12 protein-coding genes are annotated in these 17749 nt (G+C 43.3%); 5 read left to right on the forward strand and 7 right to left on the reverse strand.

Translation table 11 applies throughout. From position 1 onward, the window contains the following. Window positions 1-558: 558 nt before the first annotated feature. Both ACRN9H_RS13525 and ACRN9H_RS13530 read left to right on the forward strand, forming a co-directional pair. On the forward strand, window positions 559-786 hold the full coding sequence (locus ACRN9H_RS13525) for a hypothetical protein (protein ID WP_432314406.1): 228 nt from the start codon (window positions 559-561) through the stop codon (window positions 784-786). A gap of 113 nt (window positions 787-899) precedes the next feature. Then, complete coding sequence (locus ACRN9H_RS13530) at window positions 900-1541, forward strand: hypothetical protein (RefSeq protein ID WP_432314408.1); 642 nt, start codon at window positions 900-902, stop codon at window positions 1539-1541. 685 nt (window positions 1542-2226) lie between these two features. Here ACRN9H_RS13530 and ACRN9H_RS13535 read toward each other — a convergent pair. Continuing rightward, window positions 2227-4383, reverse strand: a complete 2157-nt coding sequence (locus ACRN9H_RS13535; RefSeq protein WP_432314410.1) for a S46 family peptidase — start codon at window positions 4381-4383, stop codon at window positions 2227-2229. Between the two features lie 283 nt (window positions 4384-4666). Beyond that, the gene (locus tag ACRN9H_RS13540; protein WP_432314475.1) at window positions 4667-5842 is read right to left on the reverse strand and encodes an aromatic amino acid transport family protein; all 1176 of its coding nucleotides are present in this window, start codon (window positions 5840-5842) and stop codon (window positions 4667-4669) included. A gap of 674 nt (window positions 5843-6516) precedes the next feature. Between ACRN9H_RS13540 and ACRN9H_RS13545 the strand changes: the two genes are divergently transcribed. Further along, complete coding sequence (locus ACRN9H_RS13545; RefSeq protein WP_432314412.1) at window positions 6517-7071, forward strand: TMEM165/GDT1 family protein; 555 nt, start codon at window positions 6517-6519, stop codon at window positions 7069-7071. A 47-nt stretch (window positions 7072-7118) separates the two neighbouring features. Here ACRN9H_RS13545 and norR read toward each other — a convergent pair whose 3' ends face one another. Then, window positions 7119-8726, reverse strand: coding sequence for a nitric oxide reductase transcriptional regulator NorR (gene norR, locus ACRN9H_RS13550; RefSeq protein ID WP_432314414.1), 1608 nt, complete (start codon window positions 8724-8726; stop codon window positions 7119-7121). Between the two features lie 221 nt (window positions 8727-8947). Between norR and norV the strand changes: the two genes are divergently transcribed. Both norV and norW read left to right on the forward strand, forming a co-directional pair. Beyond that, window positions 8948-10453 carry an anaerobic nitric oxide reductase flavorubredoxin gene (norV, locus tag ACRN9H_RS13555; protein WP_432314416.1) on the forward strand — a complete coding sequence of 502 codons (1506 nt, stop codon included), beginning with the start codon at window positions 8948-8950 and terminating at the stop codon, window positions 10451-10453. Next, window positions 10446-11612 carry an NADH:flavorubredoxin reductase NorW gene (gene norW, locus ACRN9H_RS13560; RefSeq protein ID WP_432314418.1) on the forward strand — a complete coding sequence of 389 codons (1167 nt, stop codon included), beginning with the start codon at window positions 10446-10448 and terminating at the stop codon, window positions 11610-11612. The genes norV and norW overlap by 8 nt, the downstream gene beginning before the upstream one ends. Before the next feature lie 208 nt (window positions 11613-11820). Here the strand turns inward: norW and katB are convergent, their stop codons facing one another. From katB to exeM, 4 genes are all read right to left on the reverse strand, one after another. Beyond that, window positions 11821-13296, reverse strand: coding sequence for a catalase KatB (katB, locus tag ACRN9H_RS13565; protein ID WP_432314420.1), 1476 nt, complete (start codon window positions 13294-13296; stop codon window positions 11821-11823). 308 nt (window positions 13297-13604) lie between these two features. After that, window positions 13605-13847, reverse strand: a complete 243-nt coding sequence (locus ACRN9H_RS13570; RefSeq protein ID WP_220774877.1) for a YgjV family protein — start codon at window positions 13845-13847, stop codon at window positions 13605-13607. Window positions 13848-13929: 82 nt separating this feature from the next. Then, complete coding sequence (locus ACRN9H_RS13575) at window positions 13930-14367, reverse strand: PaaI family thioesterase (RefSeq protein ID WP_432314422.1); 438 nt, start codon at window positions 14365-14367, stop codon at window positions 13930-13932. A gap of 212 nt (window positions 14368-14579) precedes the next feature. Then, a complete protein-coding gene (gene exeM, locus ACRN9H_RS13580; RefSeq protein WP_432314424.1) occupies window positions 14580-17195 on the reverse strand; it encodes an extracellular exonuclease ExeM in 2616 nt (871 codons plus the stop codon). Window positions 17196-17749 lie beyond the last annotated feature (554 nt).

Here is a 17749-nt window from a genome sequence, read left to right on the forward strand (position 1 = left end):
ACCTTAGAGCTTGCCAAGCTTAGTTTGAATGCTTTAATCAAAATCAAAGTCGTGGGGCTTCACCCCACACCCGACCAAGGAGGACTGCTCGTCCTATCCTCCTTGGATGCTCCAAGACGCCCCCAACGGAGTTGAAAGCCCCTTGGGCATTTAGCGTCCTTATGTTATCGCGTCAGACGCTCGTCCATGATTCGACTGACTCTATCTTGGCATCCATGCCTCGATCACGCAACGAACGCAAATGCCCTGCGGCAACTCCGAGGGGAGGTGTATTCCTTAGAGTTTTGAGTCGTAAGATAGCGATTCATCAGCAAAAAATGATAAAGCTAAAACGATATCAAGTAATTACCCACCAAACGGTATAAAAAAACATCTACCCCAAAAAAGTAGATTCCTATAGCATCATTTATACCCATTTACACGGATGTGGCAGCGGCCATATTTGAGATTCAGTCAACAGGCGATTTATGCCCAGCAAACAGCGCAGCGCATAAATACTAAGGCGTTAAGGGGCTTAAGCTCCAAATCAAAGTAGTATCAACTAAAAAGGAAGTGATGATGGAACGTTATAAAAACTTGGGTGGTAACTCGAATGTGGTTGCATACGAAATTGGAGCAGGCGAAATCACCGTTCAGTTCGGAGATGGCTCAGTCTACCTATACACGAATCAAAGTGCAGGTGCAGCCAGCATCAACGAAATGCATAAGCTGGCAAGAGCTGGACAAGGCTTAAATAGCTATATCGGTAGAGTAGTCAAAAAAGGATATACTAGGAAAATCAAGTAAGTAGCCATTAACAATCGCAGTCGCAGAGATAGCTTTTTCGTTTCGGCTGCGCCTTCACTACAAAACTGCGCGGCGTTACGTTTACTCGGAATCAGCACACACAAGGGAAGAATATGAAATCGAGAGACCTTTTTACAATACACGATCTGATTGCTAGCAATTATAAAATAAGCCAACTTCCAAACGGTAAATTTCTTCATAGTTTCACTCCTAAAACGACGAATACTATGTATGAATTTGAGGCCAATAGTGCTCCCGTTATCGAGGAAGGTCAGCGCTATAATATTGGGTTTTCTACAGTTAAAAACGGAAGAAATGTAATTGAGTTATCTGCTCTTTCGAAAACAGCTGAGGTTAACCCCTTTTTTAGCTATGCATTTGCACAACAAATTGCTCGGGAAAATAAACCTGCAGAAAAAGCTAAGAATGACCAGCGTGTTACACACAAAGCAAAAGATGGTTACTATTGGGGTAAAAAATACGCTTGGAGAATGTTCGGTACTGTAATATCAAAAGATGCATTTTATAGCTACTTGGAAGAAATAAATCATCCTTCAGTTCCATGCGTAACTAACAATCCAGATCTACCATATCAAAGTGAGCCATCGACTGCTTATAAAGAAGAAGGTCTAGAAGAGGCTATGCGTAACCTTATCTCTTCTGCACAAAAAATTAGCCCTGCATATCATAAATCTCCTTTATACTCGCGAAAGTTGTCAATTAAGGGCGTAAAAGCAATTACAGACAAAAAATAAACTTAACAAACCGCTACACGCCGACACATACTGCTACGTTCGTTTTTGTGTGTCGCTGTGCACCACTTTACACAAAAACGCTCTCAGTAGTGTGAGCGGGGTGATAATCAATAGAAATCTGAATCCGAAATCAACTGATTAGAGTAAAAAACCTAACGCGTTTTTGTCCAAAAACGAGCTGCGTATGTCTTTAAATCTAAAGGTTACGCTAATGCTAAAAAGGTGAGCCATGGTGATTTGCGAGACGACCGTCCGCCCCATGGACGGGGCGGTCGAGCATCCACGGATGGACTTGCTGCGTGTCGGTGAGCTAATTACATGGCAAGCCTGTATGAGTGGCAAGCAGCGAACACAAAGCTCCTAATGACTGAAGTTACGGGTTTAACTAGACGACTCCCCAATACTGACCAACATGTTCCAGCCCCAAACCGAGTCACGATTAATCCCCGCAATTGGCTCAAACCCAACTAGATAAAAATTTGTATAAAACGGCTTTCTCACGACCAAATTACACAAAACGGTTTCCAACCTTACAATACAAAAATAGCGATAAACCCAGTGAGTTTATCGCTATTTTATTATCTTGTTATGGCTGCATTCAAAGAGCGCTAAAACAAACTTGAATGCTGATAATCCAAATATTCTTAGCAACTACAGGCCGCACCATTGCTGGTGGGGCAATGGCTTACTTAACGATTTCCATCTCAGCTAATAGATTGTCGGCATGATCTAAATACTTCATTACCCACAACATATAGCGGCTATCCACTTGGATAGAACGGTTGATGTTATCGTCATACGCCCAGTCACCGATTATGCTTTCATACACACCATCAAACAATAAGCCGACTAATTCAGCGCGGCCGTTTAGAGTGGGTGAACCTGAGTTACCGCCAGTTGTGTCTAACGTCGACAGGAAGTTAACCGGTACAGAATCGATGGCTTTCACATAAAAATCACCGTATTGCTTCTGCTTAATCAGCGCTAACTCTTTTTTCGGTGCATCGAATGGTTCAACACCTGTGTCCTTTTGTACTATGCCTTCTAAACGCGTAAATGGCACAGCTTGTAGACCGTCTTTTGGCGAGTAGCCTTTCACATGACCCACAGTGACACGCAGGCTTGAGTTTGCATCAGCATACACAGGCTTACCTTGCTCTAGGTTATAGGCAATAATGGCATCCATATATTGCGGACGCACTTTCATCAGCTCGCCATCCAGTTCTTTTTGTTGCTTTTCTTCAGCTATATCTGTGTCATACATAGCGACAGCGAATTGAATGAACGGATCTTTAGAGGCTTTAAAATCGGCAACCGATTTATCCATCCACGCCAGACGAACATCTTTTTTGCCTAGATCAGTTTTGGCATACATTTTATCGAGCGTTTTCGAAAGTTTAGCTTCGCTGAACTTTTTATCGATACCAAAAGCTTTATCCAATGCTGGTAGACGTTTGTCCTCTGGCAGTGCGGCGTAGCGTTTTAACATATCGAATAACACAGCTTTATCAACACTTGGCGCATAACGGCGGTCAATACGCTCCATGCTGGCTGTTAGGCGCGCCATATCTCGCTCTTGGAAACCTGGTTCACGTTGTATATCAGGTAGTTGTTTCTCGTTCGCTAAACGATATAAATCACGCGCCGTCGGTAATAGAGTGGTATTGCCGATGTAACTTAGCAGCATGTCACGCTCTTGATGCACCTTACCTTTAGCAATTAACGCGTCTAATTGCGCTAAGGTTTTACCGTATTTCGCTTCACGCTTACTGTCTTTGGCTATCCACGCTGCAAGCTCTGCTTCACGGGCTTTACGGTCATTCAACATGGTTGATTTGCCGTAAAACTCGATCATCGAGGTGAAGTTTTTTGCGTAATTAGCAAGGCCAGCAATTTGGCTCTCGTACTTAATCCGCTCGTCACTGCCCTCAGGGGCGGTATCTTTAATGATCTCAATAAAGCGTTCGCGCAGTAACTTACCTTCTGGATAAGCCCACTCGAATTGATTTTGTACTTCATTGGCAGTGCGATAACGGTTAGTGCGACCTGGGTAACCAGCCACCATGACAAAATCGCCATCACTCACGCCTTTAGCCGATACTTTTAAGAAGCTTTTTGGCTCGTATGGTACGTTATCGCTACTGAAATCGGCAGGTTTGCCTGCTTTTGACACATAGGCGCGATAGAAAGAGAAATCGCCGGTATGACGTGGCCACATCCAGTTATCAACGTCGCCGCCATATTTACCCACGCTCGCCGCGGGGTTATAAACCAAACGTACGTCGCGAATTTCTAACTGCTTTACCAGATAGTACTCAAGCCCGCCGTGGAAGCTATATACTTGGCAACGGTAACCCTCTTCTTTTTCACATTCTGCAACTAAGGCTTTTTCTTGGTTTTCAACGCCTTGATAAAGGTCGCTACCCACTTTACCTTCAAGCCCGCTTTGTACGCGCTCAGTCACATTGGTCACATCTTCGGTCACATAAACACGTGAACCCGGTGTGGCAGGTAATTCATCAGCGAAGGTTTTAGCTAAAAAACCTTCTTCAAGTAGATTTTTTTCCGGCGTAGAATTGTATTGAATCGCACCATAGGCACAGTGGTGGTTAGTGACCACCAATCCCTTTGGTGATACGAATGAAGCGGTACAGCCGCCAAGGCTTATTACGGCGTTCATCGGGAATTGCGTCAGTTTCGAAATTGATGTTGCATCAATTTCTAGCCCCTTTGCTTTTAGCTCATCGGCCATAGCAGGCAATTGGTGGGGCTGCCACATTCCTTCATCAGCCTGAGCACCAAAACTGGCGGCTACGGCAACTGTGAGTAACCATTTTTTCATTGTGTTAAGTCCATTTTATATAAATGAAGCCACGCGCAAGCTGGGCTATTTTATGGTGTTAATCTTGTTGTTTTAATTTTAAATATTTAGCGTAAAACTCTGTGATAACGCGCTTTAAAGCCTAAAAAGCAAAAAGTCAGGCACAGGGCCTGACTTTATCACATCGAGCACACAATATAACAGACTCAGACAAATTCGCTTACAAAGCAAATACATCTCATCAAAGTTACCTGATGGCATTCGCTAAAGCTACTTCTTCTAATCGCCAATTAATGACAACCAGTTAGATAGCAACAAATAGCTGGGCACCAATAATCACGGCGCCTAATAAACCTGCCAAGACTAACGCACCAATACCACCAGACACTTGATAACCGCCCAGTTGTAATTGGCGTTGGCGCAGCGCCATCACAATAGGTAAAAAGATGATCATCACTACCAATGGCACAGCAGCAAATCCGAGCACTGCCACAAAACCTTCTGGTAGATACAAGGCACACAATACTGGCGGAACAAAGGTTAATAGCCAAGTCTGAATCCGGCCTACAAATGTTTCTTTAGCGCGGGTCAACTCGGCGACAAAATCATACAAGCTTAAGGTCACCCCAAGAAATGAGGTCACTAGCGCTAAATCAGCAAATAACGAGATACATTTGCTGATCCAAGGCGTATGAGCAATCTCTTGCAATGCGGTGATAAGCATAGGCAATGAACCTTCAAATCCATTAATGTCATACCCTCCCACTGTGCCTAACGTCACCAATAACCAAAGCACATAACACACCAGCGGAATGGTCGAACCAATTAATAATACTTTACGCAGAGATACCGCATCACCATCGAGATAGCGCACTAACGTCGCAATACAAACGTGGAAACCAAAAGAGGTAAATACCACTGGAATCGCCGCCATCCAGCTGCTGGTCATCGACTCGGCAATAGCGCCCGTCGCCATGCTGGCAATACTGACTTCAGGCAATAAAAATAATACGACCACCACCAGCAATAGAATCATTAACGAAAATAAGAAACGTGAAACTTTATCAACCCAAGCCACACCGAGCGCCGCAAAACCGCCAAGCACTAAGGTGAATATCAATACCGCGGCTTGATTATCAAGTGCGATATCAAACATATTTTTCGCTTTAAGCACTAATAGCGATGAACCACCCGTGAGATAAGCCGCAGTCAAAGCAAATAATAAACTTAAGAAAGAAGCGCCTTGAATTATCTGGCCTTTTTTACCCAATAATTTACCGGTAATGACATGCAGATTATCACCTACGCCAGTGCGTAAGTTAATTTCAAGCATGAGCAATGAGGTATAGGCAGATACGCCCCAAATAACCACGAGTAATACTAACGCCGGAATAATACCTAAGGCTGCAGTCGCAAGAGGTAAAGCTAACATACCTGCGCCAATGGCCGTCCCGGCAACGATGGCGACTGAACCTAACATTTTTGGATTCACGCAATAGTCCTGTTCAATGATTAATTATTATTTTATTTAAATTTTAGTTGAGTGTTACCTCAGTAAGATTTGAACCGATAACCTCTATGTCTTAAATCAAACTAAGCGACATATCACTTAAAGCATCCAATCGGATCTGTGCATAACGGATCAATTGGCCCCAATAGCTTTGAATGTTTCAATCCAGTCGCCATTGAGGCTAACTAAATCGAGCGCTGAAAAATGGCATGAGTTTCAATGGTGATTATCCAAATTAACAAACCGATAATGATATCGATTAAATAAATTGTTTGGGACATTAACAGAGCCAAACCCAGTGGGCAAGCCAGTTGTGAACAAAGATGAATGGCATTAAATACAGTAACAAGCTTATAGCGAGGCGATAAACGAAAAAACACAAACTTGCCATCATTTAACCCACTTTCATCCACTTCCGCTTGAAAGCGCATTTCACTTAGGTATAATACCCGCCTCGCTTCGGGGGAGTAGCTAACTGGATTTCGAGCCATCGTCATCTAGGGTGAACATCAACATACTTGGCCATACGCCATGGTGTTCACAGCAAATCAATGATTTGCCCGGCAAGACCTGAGCATGATAACTGCACCTAGGGGTGGACAGTTTATTGTGCTTATGTCTTAACCACCCCTAAAGGATCACACTTGGAAGCCCTACTCTCCTCAACCTTTACGGTTGCTATTGCCGAAATTGGCGATAAAACTCAATTGCTTGCACTTATTCTCGCCGCAAGATTTAAAAATAAAACCGCCATTATTCTAGGTATTTTTCTATCGACATTATTCAACCATTTTGCCGCCGCTTGGATTGGCCAATGGGCCATCAACTGGGTCAGCCCAGATGTTGCACGCTATTTAGTTGCTGCATCGTTTTTCGCCATCGCCTTTTGGGTGTTAATCCCAGATAAAGTCGATGTAGAAGAGAGCCGTTTCTACAAAATGGGCCCCTTCCTCGCCACCTTTATCCTGTTTTTCATCGCCGAGATGGGCGATAAAACGCAAATCGCAACAGTGGTGTTAGCCGCAAAATACGATTCATTAACTATGGTGGTTGCTGGTACAACCTTAGGTATGTTGCTTGCCAACGTCCCCGTAGTGATTGCAGGACATTTCAGCGCCGATAAATTACCCATGCAATGGATACACCGTGGCTGTGCAGTACTATTTGCTTTATTAGGAGTGGCAACCTTGCTTGTCTAAGAACAGCATAATGCGATTAAATGGAGACAAAACCTCTGCAGTTAATTTTATGCTTTCAGGCCTAATCGTTTCGCGAGTCGATGCAAATTACCGGTATCGACTTGCAAAATTCTGGCGCACACAGCCCAATTTTGTTGGTTGGCAGCGAGAACTTGGCGGATAAGTTGGCGCTGATAGGCCTCAGTAGAGGCCTTAAGCCCCAACATCACGGGATCCCATAATGGCGGTTCGCGAAGTTCAGCCGATATTACAGACGGAGCTTCAATGGTTTGTACCACAGGCTCGACTCGCGCCATGGGCTCACGGTTCACATTAGCTTGGGGTTGAATAATGACAGGATCAAACTGAAAATGTTTATCACTTAAGCTGATATACACCGTTTTTAGTTCGGCTTTTGCTAACACCGCCGCCCTGTGTATTGCATGTTCTAATTCACGCACATTACCCGGCCACGCATATTGCTCTAATAACTGCTGTGCTGATGGCGTGATACTGACATGGGTGAGCCCTAGCTTTGCCCTGCAGCGCTCTAGGAAAAAACCGGTTAATAACACAATATCTAGACCACGCTCCCTCAATGGCGGAACATGAATAGGAAACACACTTAAACGATGATAGAGATCAAAGCGAAAGCGGCCCTCTGTCGCCTCTTGATGTAAAATACGATTAGTTGCCGTAATAATCCGAGTATTTACTTTTAGACTTTTATCGCTACCTACCCGCTGTAATTCACCAAATTGTAAAACCCTCAATAATTTTGCCTGTAAACTTAAAGGCAACTCGCCAATTTCGTCTAAAAACAAAGTGCCATTATTGGCTAATTCAAACTTACCTTGTCTGTGGCTAATCGCACCAGTAAACGCGCCTTTGACATGCCCAAATAGTTCACTTTCGGCAACCGACTCTGGCAGTGCTGCACAATTTAAATAGATAAGGGGCTTATCGGCTCGCGTCGATTGATTATGTATCGCCGCTGCCACTAACTCTTTACCTACTCCGGTTTCACCGGTGATTAAAACCGATAAATCGGTATTGGCTACCGCGCTAATCTGTTGTTTTAACGATTGGATCTCAGTCGATTGCCCAATAATCTCCTGCTGACTAGCATGGCGATTTAACACTTCGGTATCGCTTGATACTTCCACGACTTGGGATTCTAGCTTTTGCATTAACAAAGCCGTATTTAAGCTGGCCGCGGCAAGCGCACTGATTACTCGCAGTTCACTATCACTAAAAGCATCAAACTGTTGCGGATTAAAACCGTCGATCGTTAATGCGCCAATCAAGCGATCATGGGCGATTAAGGGCAAGCCAATACACGCATGTACCTGTAAGTTATCGCTATGATTAGGGATTAAACCATCATATGGATCAGGTAGTTGGCTATCCGAAGGAAAGCGCACCACATCACCCGCACGGGCAATGGCTTCTAACCTTGGGTGTTCGCTAATTTTAAATCGACGCCCTAACACCTCAGTAAATAAACCATCAATCGCTAACGGTATAAATTGTTGATCCTTAAAAACCAGTAATGCCGCAGCATCACAATTGACCCGTCGCCTAACAACGGCAAGCAGGCGCTCGAATCTATCCTGAGCAGAAAGACCAATCGTTAAATCTAAGGCAAGTTGGGTGAGTTCGGCTTGAACATACATATTGATGGCTCGCAGTCATAATGACAATAAACATTGTCATTATGATACCTCGACAAGTTGTCATAATGACACCCATCTTTATAGGTAAATATAAAAACAAATAATTACAAACACTTAAAAAGTTGGCATAGGAAGTGCTGTTTTAAGGGAAGCAGATAGTTAAGCCGTGGCTATAACACACTGATCCTCTAACGTATCTTTCTTATCTAATAGGTGTATTTATGACAATTCATGTAAAAAACAATATCCACTGGGTTGGTCAACGCGATTGGGAAGTTCAAGATTTTCATGGCACTGAATATAAAATTACCAAAGGTACTAGCTACAACAGTTATCTGATCCGTGAAGAAAAAACCGTATTAATTGATACGGTTGATCATCGCTTTAGTCAGCAATTCTTACAAAACCTTGAAGCTGAAATTGATTTAAACGATATCGATTATATTGTGATGAACCATGCCGAAGAAGATCACTCCGGCGCGCTAACGGCACTTATGGCCAAAATTCCTAATACTCCGATTTACTGTACTGAAAATGCCGTCGATTCTATCGTAGGCCATCATCATCACCCAGAATGGAATTTCATTACCGTTAAAACGGGTGACAGTCTCGATGTTGGTAATGGTAAACAACTGATTTTTATTGAAGCGCCTATGTTGCATTGGCCAGATAGCATGATGACGTATCTTACTGAAGATGCGGTTTTATTTAGTAATGATGCCTTTGGTCAACACTATTGTGATGAGCATCTCTTCAATGATGAAGTCGACCAAAATGAATTGATGGAACAATGCCTACGTTACTATGCCAATATTTTAACGCCGTTTAGCAGCCTAGTAACCGCTAAAATTCACGAAGTATTAAGCTTTAATTTACCTGTGGATATGATTGCGACTTCCCACGGTATTGTGTGGCGCGACAACCCTGCGCAAATTATTCACCAGTATTTGGCTTGGGCTGATTCTTATCAAGAAGACCGCATCACGATTTTCTACGACTCTATGTCCAATAATACTCGCATGATGGCCGATGGTATTGCCCAAGGCATTCATGATGTTGACCCTAATGTGGCGGTAAAAGTGTATAACGTAGCTCGCCACGACAAGAATGAAATCCTCGCCCAAGCATTTAGATCTAAAGGTATTTTAGTCGGTTCATCCACAATGAATAATGTGATGATGCCTAAAATTGCCGCCATGTTAGAAGAGATCACCGGCCTACGTTTTCGTAATAAAAAAGCGGCCGCTTTTGGTAGCTATGGCTGGAATGGCGGCGCAGTCGACAGAATTCATACGCGTTTGATGGATGCCGGATTTGAAACCTCTGTCGGCTTAAAGGTTAAATGGCGCCCTGATCGTGATGCGATGCAAGAATGCCGTCAGCACGGACAACGTATTGCCAGAGAATGGGCATTACGCCCGCTAGATAGTGCCAATAGCCGCTCTATTATCAGTCAGGTTATGTCTAAACCTAGCCAAGCCGTTAATCAAAACGCAGCACCTGTCATTACGCCTGTGCCAGCAACAAAAGCAAGCGCGATAGATGATGCACAATCTATGATTTGTACTGTCTGCCAATGGGTTTACGATCCCAAAGACGGTGAGCCCAATCAAGATGTTGCGGCTGGCACACCTTGGGCACAAGTAGCTGATGACTTCCTCTGCCCTGAATGTGGCCTTGGAAAAAGCGTCTTTGCGGTAAAGAAAAATGAGGTGAACCATGCCTAAGCCTATCGTCATTATTGGTAGTGGTTTTGCGGCGTATCAATTAGTGAAAACACTACGCCGTTTAAACGCCGAGCAGGCTATTACCTTAATTACCGCTGACTCGGGTGATGAATACCATAAACCAGATTTAAGCCATGTATTTAGTCGCCAGCAAATGGCGGCAGATCTGATTAAATTAACGGCCGCAGAGTTTGCTAAAGATCAACAAATTGATTTGATGAGTCACTGTGAAGTCACTCAAATAGACAAAGATCGCAAAGTAGTTTTTTGTACTCAAGGCCGCGAAGTCGCCTATGAGAAGTTAGTGCTCGCTACTGGCGCACGACCTTTTATTCCTAAAATGAATGGGGACGCCATAACGGCGATTCATACATTTAACAGCTTGAGCGAGTATCAAGCCTGCCAAGCCAACATACGTAGCGCTGCCAAGGTACTCGTCATTGGCGCGGGTCTGGTCGGGGTTGAGTTAGCAATGGATTTAGCGACTGCGGGTAAACAAGTCTTTTTGGTCGATCCGCAGGCGAGCCTGATGGCAAACTTATTACCTGAGATGCTAAGTCAAAAGCTTACTGCCGTGCTAACCAAGCAAGGGGTAACCGTGCAATTACAAACTCGGGTAAGCCAGCTGCAATATCAAGACACCCGTATTGCTGTTAGCCTCGATAACGGTCAGCACTTTACTTGTGATGCGGTGATCTGCGCAGCAGGCCTAATACCGAACAGCCAACTTGCGCAAAATGCGGGCCTTGAGGTCAATAAAGGCATCATAGTTAATGAGTACTTACAAACAAGTGATGCCGATATTTACGCGCTAGGGGATTGTGCTCAAATTAATGGGCAAAGCATGGCTTATTTACAACCTGCGTTACTGAGTGCCAACGCGCTGGCAAGCACCTTGTTAAATCAAGCCACTGCAGTGAATTTTCCCGCGATGCTCATTAAAGTCAAAACGCCCTTATTACCGATGCAGTTAAGCGGTATTACGGTCAATAATGTTCACCGTTGGCGCGTCGATATTGATGCCCAAGGCATCTGCATTAAAGCATTAGATGCAGATGACACATTACTCGGATTTATCGTAACAGAAGATAAAATGAAACAAGCTTTTGGATTATTAAAGCAACTAAATAGCCCTAATACCGTGCTCGACGCAGCTTAATGGAGGCGTTAGCATTACCTAATTTGATATTGATTTATGACGTTATAAGCATATCAATAATCGAATGAACGTTATTTAATGGGTGCGATTTAATAAATAAAAAAACCGAGGCTGAATATCACCTCGTTTTTTTTATTTAAGCCATGACATAACCAGAACTCGGGATAAACACTGTATCTTTTCAGGTTACATAAATAGGGTTAATGCCCTATAGACCTAACGCTTGCTTTATACGTTGACCGTAATCAGCATCGGCTTGGGTGAAGTGCGCCAGCATACGTTGCTGCACATCCAAACTCGCCTGACAAAGTGAGCCTGAAATCGTAGCCACTAAGCGTGCTTTTTCGTCTTCACTAAAGATACGATACAAGTTACCCGCCTGAGTGTAATCGTCTTGGTTATAACGACTATAACGCGCAGCCTCACCTTCTAATCGAAGTGGTGGCTCAGTAAAGTTAACCGGCTCAATTAAGGCTGATGGGGTACTGTTCGGGCCATAATTGGCACTGGCATCACCACCGGTTTGACTATGGCTAAACGGGCATTGTGTACCGGCCATTGCGCCGCCACGTTGATGATGATTTGCCTTAGCTGCGTGTGGGCAGTTTACCGGTAACTGGTTGTAATTAGCGCCAATACGGTAACGCTGAGCATCAGCATAGGCAAACAAACGCGCTTGTAACATCTTATCTGGCGAAGCGCCTACGCCGGGCACTAAATTGCTCGGTGCCAATGCCACTTGCTCAACTTCAGCAAAGTAGTTTTGTGGCAGTCGATTCAGTTCTAACACACCTATCTCAATCAATGGATAGTCGCTATGCGGCCAAACCTTAGTTAAATCGAATGGATTAATCGCGTAAGTATTCGCATCTGCCTCGGGCATAATCTGTACATTGACACTCCAGCGCGGGAAATTACCATCAGTAATCGCCACAACCATATCGCGCTGGGATGAATCAGGGTCGATACCTTTTAATTTATCTGCCTGTTCATTGGTTAAATTGACCACGCCTTGCTGAGATTTAAAGTGAAACTTCACCCAGAAACGCTCACCCTTAGCATTCCATAGCGAGAACGTGTGTGAACCATAACCGTGCATCTGACGGTAGTTGGCCGGAATACCGCGATCCGACATCAAAATAGTCACTTGATGCATAGCTTCAGGGTTTAGCGACCAAAAGTCCCACATGGCCTGTGGATCTTTTAAGTTAGTCTGCGGATTACGTTTTTGCGTGTGAATAAAATCAGGAAACTTTATGCCATCACGGATAAAAAACGTCGGCGTATTATTACCTACAATATCGTGATTACCGCGAGTGGTATAAAAGCGCAGACCAAAGCCACGTGGATCACGTTCGGCATCGGCTGATCCCATTTCACCGCCTACGGTAGAGAAACGCATAAAGGTTTCAGTTTGCTTGCCCACACCATTGAAATGGTCGGCAATGGTAAAATCACTTAACTCTTTTGTCAGGGTAAATGTACCATAAACACCAGTACCTTTAGCATGCACGATACGTTCAGGAATACGCTCGCGGTTAAAATGGGCTAATTTTTCAATCAGATGCCAATCTTGTAATAATAAAGGACCGCGTTCGCCCGCTGACAATGAGTTTTGGTCATCAGCGACAGGTGCACCGTTTTGGCTCGTTAAGTACTGACTTGCTAGATTCTGTTGACTCATATCTTATTCCTTAGTCTTGATGGGTAATTAACCACGTTTCAATTAGATCATAAATGGTAGCCATGGCTTATCTCCTTGGCGGATGACATGTTGCCTATAGAGCAAGAATAGACAATTACCACACAACAAGAAAGCGATTAAATTAGATTCTTTCAATCTGAAAATAAGATTAGACGTAGTGCAACAAGATAATTGAACAATGACGTAGGCTAAACAGCCATGACCTGCGATAGACGGCATTATTAAAGCTGCTATCGAAAATCAAAGGGGCTGTTAGATACAAGCAAACAGAAGGTAATATATTGGGATTAATGGGCGGGTGAATCGGCTTCACGGTAAAGCTTAATCAAATAATAAGCGTCAATTAATACGATAAAAAAGTTAACTAAGGCAACAGGATAAGCACTAATTGCAATACCATACGCCACAAATAAAGCCGCGCCGATAAGATTCCACCAGCGTAACTTTTTGATGTTTGACATCATCAGCGAAATCGCCACGACTACAGAGGCTAAATAACCAACCCATTCCCAAATTGTTGCATTATCCATAGCTAATCCTTAATCATATGTTATTTAAATCAAACGATTGATACGCTACTCACACGACTGGAAATAGGCTAGCCAATTGCATTTAGCGTTTAACGACCGCTGCTGTCATCCGAGAAATACAGGTCAGTTCACCCGCACTGTTGTGGATTAAAATTTCCCATACTGAACTGCGTTTACCCAGATGGATAGGCTTAGCTGTTGCAGTTAACACGCCATTACGGGAAGCCCGTAGATGGTTGGCGTTAATCTCTTGTCCCACACAGTAATATTGTTCAAAATCCACCGCAAAATTTGCAGCATAACTGGCAACAGTTTCAGCAAGTGCGACATTCGCACCGCCATGCACTATGCCCAAAGGATTATGTACCGCAGGACTGGCTGGCATCGTTGCCTTTAAATAATCGTCGCCAATCTCACTTATCTCTATCCCTAAGGTTTGCATTAATGTGCCTTTACCGCCCATACCTGCATCTAAACGCACACAATCTTCTAAAGTGATGGGTCTGAACCAAATACTCATTATAACTTCCTAATCAATAACACCAATCTGCAGTTTACTGCGAAGTAAATGAAGTTCAACTAGTTTACTTAATACTCAGGTTATTAACCTATGCTCAAAAATGACTACCATCTAAAAATCCCCCATTTAATAACAACCATAAAAAAAGGATGGTTACCCATCCTTTTTACATCAGTTTAGCTCACAAATTTATCTTGTGAGCACAAGCCAACCTAACGGCGACGACGCTGCAAACCAAACAGGGATATTAAGGCTAAACCTAAGTAGCCCAAAGCACCGCCATCATTTTTAGGTTTAGGTGTCGGTGTGGGTGTCACAACAGGCGCTGGATAACTTAAGGCAACAATCACAGGATCGTGATCTGATGCCGAAAAGGCATTTTCAGATTTGGCCAACTCGCCAGAGAACTTTTTACCATATTCAAACAAGTTAGATTCTACTGAGTTGATGTGCCAATCCTCAATATCCACTAAACGATTAGCAAGGCTAGTATTGGCTAAAGCGTGGTCTAAGTTACCTAGCTCACCGTTATAGCTGTAAGAGTATGTGCCCACACCATGAGCCTTAGTGTTGAGATTAATCAAGCCATAACCTTTTTCAATCTTACTACCTTGGCGTTCAAACACTTTGCCATCGAGCGTCGTCCATGAAGCCGTCATGATGTCACGATCTGACTTGCTCGCATCAAAATCAGTCAGCACACGGATAGGATCTTCCATACCGTAGGCGTTCATATCACCAATAACCAATAAACCGCCCTTGACGTCTTTTAGCGTTTCACCCAACACTTTAGCCGCAGACACACGGAAAGCATTACACTTGCCCTGTTGATCGGCTGGATCGACTGAGTCTTCGAAATTCATCCAATCTTCTAAACATCCTGAACCTTTAGATTTGAGATGGTTAACAACAACAGTTAGGGATTCGTTATGGATCTTAAATGCCTGCGCTAAGCTGTGACGTTGGTAAGCATCGTTACCTGGGTTCACCTCAGTTTTGTCATTTTTAGTACGAGTGACAGAACCTGCACTGGCATGCTGCTCTGGAGTATCGATCACTTGTGCAGCGCCCGCTAAGGTCACTTTTCCACCACGATATAACATGCCGACAGTAATAGCATCAGAACCAAAGTATTGACCGTCATATTTATCGGCATCTGCAATTTCAACAAAACTATAAGCATTTTCAGGCGTTTGTTTGTCGTTCAGCGCATCGACTAAATCCTTAATCGCACTCTTTTCACCAAAACCATTGTTAGCAATTTCCATCAGGCCAACGATATCAGCGTTCATGGCAGTAATTGCGCTAACAATTTTAGTGCGTTGCAACACCATTTCTTCAAGCGTTAATGCGCCACGATTGCTACCAGAGGGATTAGTGTTGCCACCATCGACATCGTTAAAAAAGTTCAACACGTTAAAGCTGGCAACGCGAATATCACCTTTAGTCGCAACGCTGGGCGCATCGGTTCTGTCATCACCACGGATAAAATCACCCGCTGTGATTTGGTTAGTTGCCACTAAACGATAAGCGCCGTAGCTATAACCAATAACACCTTGCAGATTAGTCAGTTGATCGCCCACACGGATGTAACCCGTTTCAACGTTGAAATCGGGGAAGTATGGGATCTCGCCATCGGCAGGTTTGTAATCGGACTCAATAAAAAGTTGGTTTTCGAGGTTAGACTTGACTAACGCTGTCGCTTCGGCAGAAAGTGCGGGGTATAACTGTGTTGGTTTCATCAAAGGCGCTTGATAAGACACTAACATGTTGTTGCGCTTACCCGCATAGTCAAAGCTAAAGGTACGGCTGATCTTAAGATCACTACCCGCATCTAACACGACATTCATACCTTCATAGCGCTCTAACGCTTGGGCTAAGGTTTCACCATCGGCCACATAAAATGGCACTGGGGCAGGAACATCGCCTTTAGCGCCGACTTCAAATTTCTTATCGGTTTTAATATCGATTTGAGTTAAGCCGAAGTACTCCGTCACCTTGCCCTGTACACAAACCTCAACGCCAGGTTGAATTTCTGCAGGTGCTGCCTCTCCGAGCAATACAAACACACCATCGGAGGTATACGGAGAGTTATCGCCTTTAATCTCTTGTAAATAAAAACCTTTAAACAAACTCTCGCCGCGGGCGGTGACTACGCCGCGCACGGTCACTTCAGCTTCCGATTCAAACGTACCGTCAGCAATATATGGGCTAGACTCACCCGCACCTTGCACTTGATAAATAGGCACAATTTTAGCGCCAGTGCAGCTAAATACGGGGGGTTCTGGCTCTGCCGTTTTATCTAGTGAACCTAAACCTGAGAAAGTATCTTTAGGTAATTGTTCCCATTGCGCGGCGTTGAATACAGTATTCGCCACTAACGCATCTAATTTACGCTTTAGGGTAACGTCCAATCCCCAGTCTGTCGGTGTTGGCACATCGCCAATAATATCAACAACCGTACCATCTTTAACCAGAGCAACGGCATCACCACCATTAAAATAGATTGCACTACCATCAATAGCATCTACATCAACAGCCAAATCTAAAGCCGCACTGGGATTTTTAATAACCTTTAACTTTTTGGCACCGATAGTCTGGCCATCTAATAACGCCATATCAGTTGCAACTGTACTACCATTTCTATATTGAACTAGCTTGTAACCAGTCAAATCAACGGTTGCGGTACCACTATTATAAATTTCAATCGCTTTATTATTTGAGCTACCTTCAACATACTCGGTAATCATCACATCGGCGCTTGCCATCATAGGTAAAGCCGCCGCGACAGCTAAAGAAATAGCCGTTAATTTGTTAACACTTTCCATACCATCAACCCCATCATTATAATTTTGCCGCTAACGTTCTGTTAACGTTCGAAGGGATTATTCCAGAGTTGGATGTGAAAAAATAGAGGCGCAGCTCGCACATTACAAACGTAACATATTGATGAGTAAGTTATTATGCGTAAATACTTGTTCATAAAACAGAACAACATAATAAATTAAAAATATTAACCATGTGAAAACAATCAGTAAGCAAAATACATGTTAGACAAAATCTATCGTTGAATACTTTAAATGATGGACAACCTTTTTATGTGATATTTTTAAAATATTATTCAGTATGAGGTACTTAATAATAAATAAAAAACAGGATATTTTAGATACATTAAAAAATATCATTAAAGCTTAATTTAGCGTTCATTATTTTGAAATATAATTAGCGATTAACACTGATGGCGATATGTTTACTACATAGGTAATAAACCAGAAATGAAACATTATAAAAGTCTGTAAACCCGTTAAATCTAAGCATTGAGTTAAGCCAGAATTCAGATAATAATTTTTTAAAAGACAAAAAAATACCGCCCATCAAGGAG

Origin of the sequence: Shewanella sp. MF08487, from assembly GCF_050848685.1 — a bacterium.
Taxonomy (GTDB): domain Bacteria; phylum Pseudomonadota; class Gammaproteobacteria; order Enterobacterales; family Shewanellaceae; genus Shewanella; species Shewanella glacialipiscicola.

What these genes read in the sequence shown, in the direction of transcription:
- ACRN9H_RS13530 (WP_432314408.1), top strand. Translation starts at nt 900, where the DNA reads ATGAAATCGAGAGACCTTTTTACAATACACGATCTGATTGCTAGCAAT.
- ACRN9H_RS13575 (WP_432314422.1), bottom strand. Translation starts at nt 14,367, where the DNA reads ATGAGTATTTGGTTCAGACCCATCACTTTAGAAGATTGTGTGCGTTTA.
- ACRN9H_RS13540 (WP_432314475.1), bottom strand. Translation starts at nt 5,842, where the DNA reads ATGTTAGGTTCAGTCGCCATCGTTGCCGGGACGGCCATTGGCGCAGGT.
- ACRN9H_RS13535 (WP_432314410.1), bottom strand. Translation starts at nt 4,383, where the DNA reads ATGAAAAAATGGTTACTCACAGTTGCCGTAGCCGCCAGTTTTGGTGCT.
- norV (WP_432314416.1), top strand. Translation starts at nt 8,948, where the DNA reads ATGACAATTCATGTAAAAAACAATATCCACTGGGTTGGTCAACGCGAT.
- norR (WP_432314414.1), bottom strand. Translation starts at nt 8,726, where the DNA reads ATGTATGTTCAAGCCGAACTCACCCAACTTGCCTTAGATTTAACGATT.
- katB (WP_432314420.1), bottom strand. Translation starts at nt 13,296, where the DNA reads ATGAGTCAACAGAATCTAGCAAGTCAGTACTTAACGAGCCAAAACGGT.
- norW (WP_432314418.1), top strand. Translation starts at nt 10,446, where the DNA reads ATGCCTAAGCCTATCGTCATTATTGGTAGTGGTTTTGCGGCGTATCAA.
- ACRN9H_RS13525 (WP_432314406.1), top strand. Translation starts at nt 559, where the DNA reads ATGGAACGTTATAAAAACTTGGGTGGTAACTCGAATGTGGTTGCATAC.
- exeM (WP_432314424.1), bottom strand. Translation starts at nt 17,195, where the DNA reads ATGGAAAGTGTTAACAAATTAACGGCTATTTCTTTAGCTGTCGCGGCG.
- ACRN9H_RS13570 (WP_220774877.1), bottom strand. Translation starts at nt 13,847, where the DNA reads ATGGATAATGCAACAATTTGGGAATGGGTTGGTTATTTAGCCTCTGTA.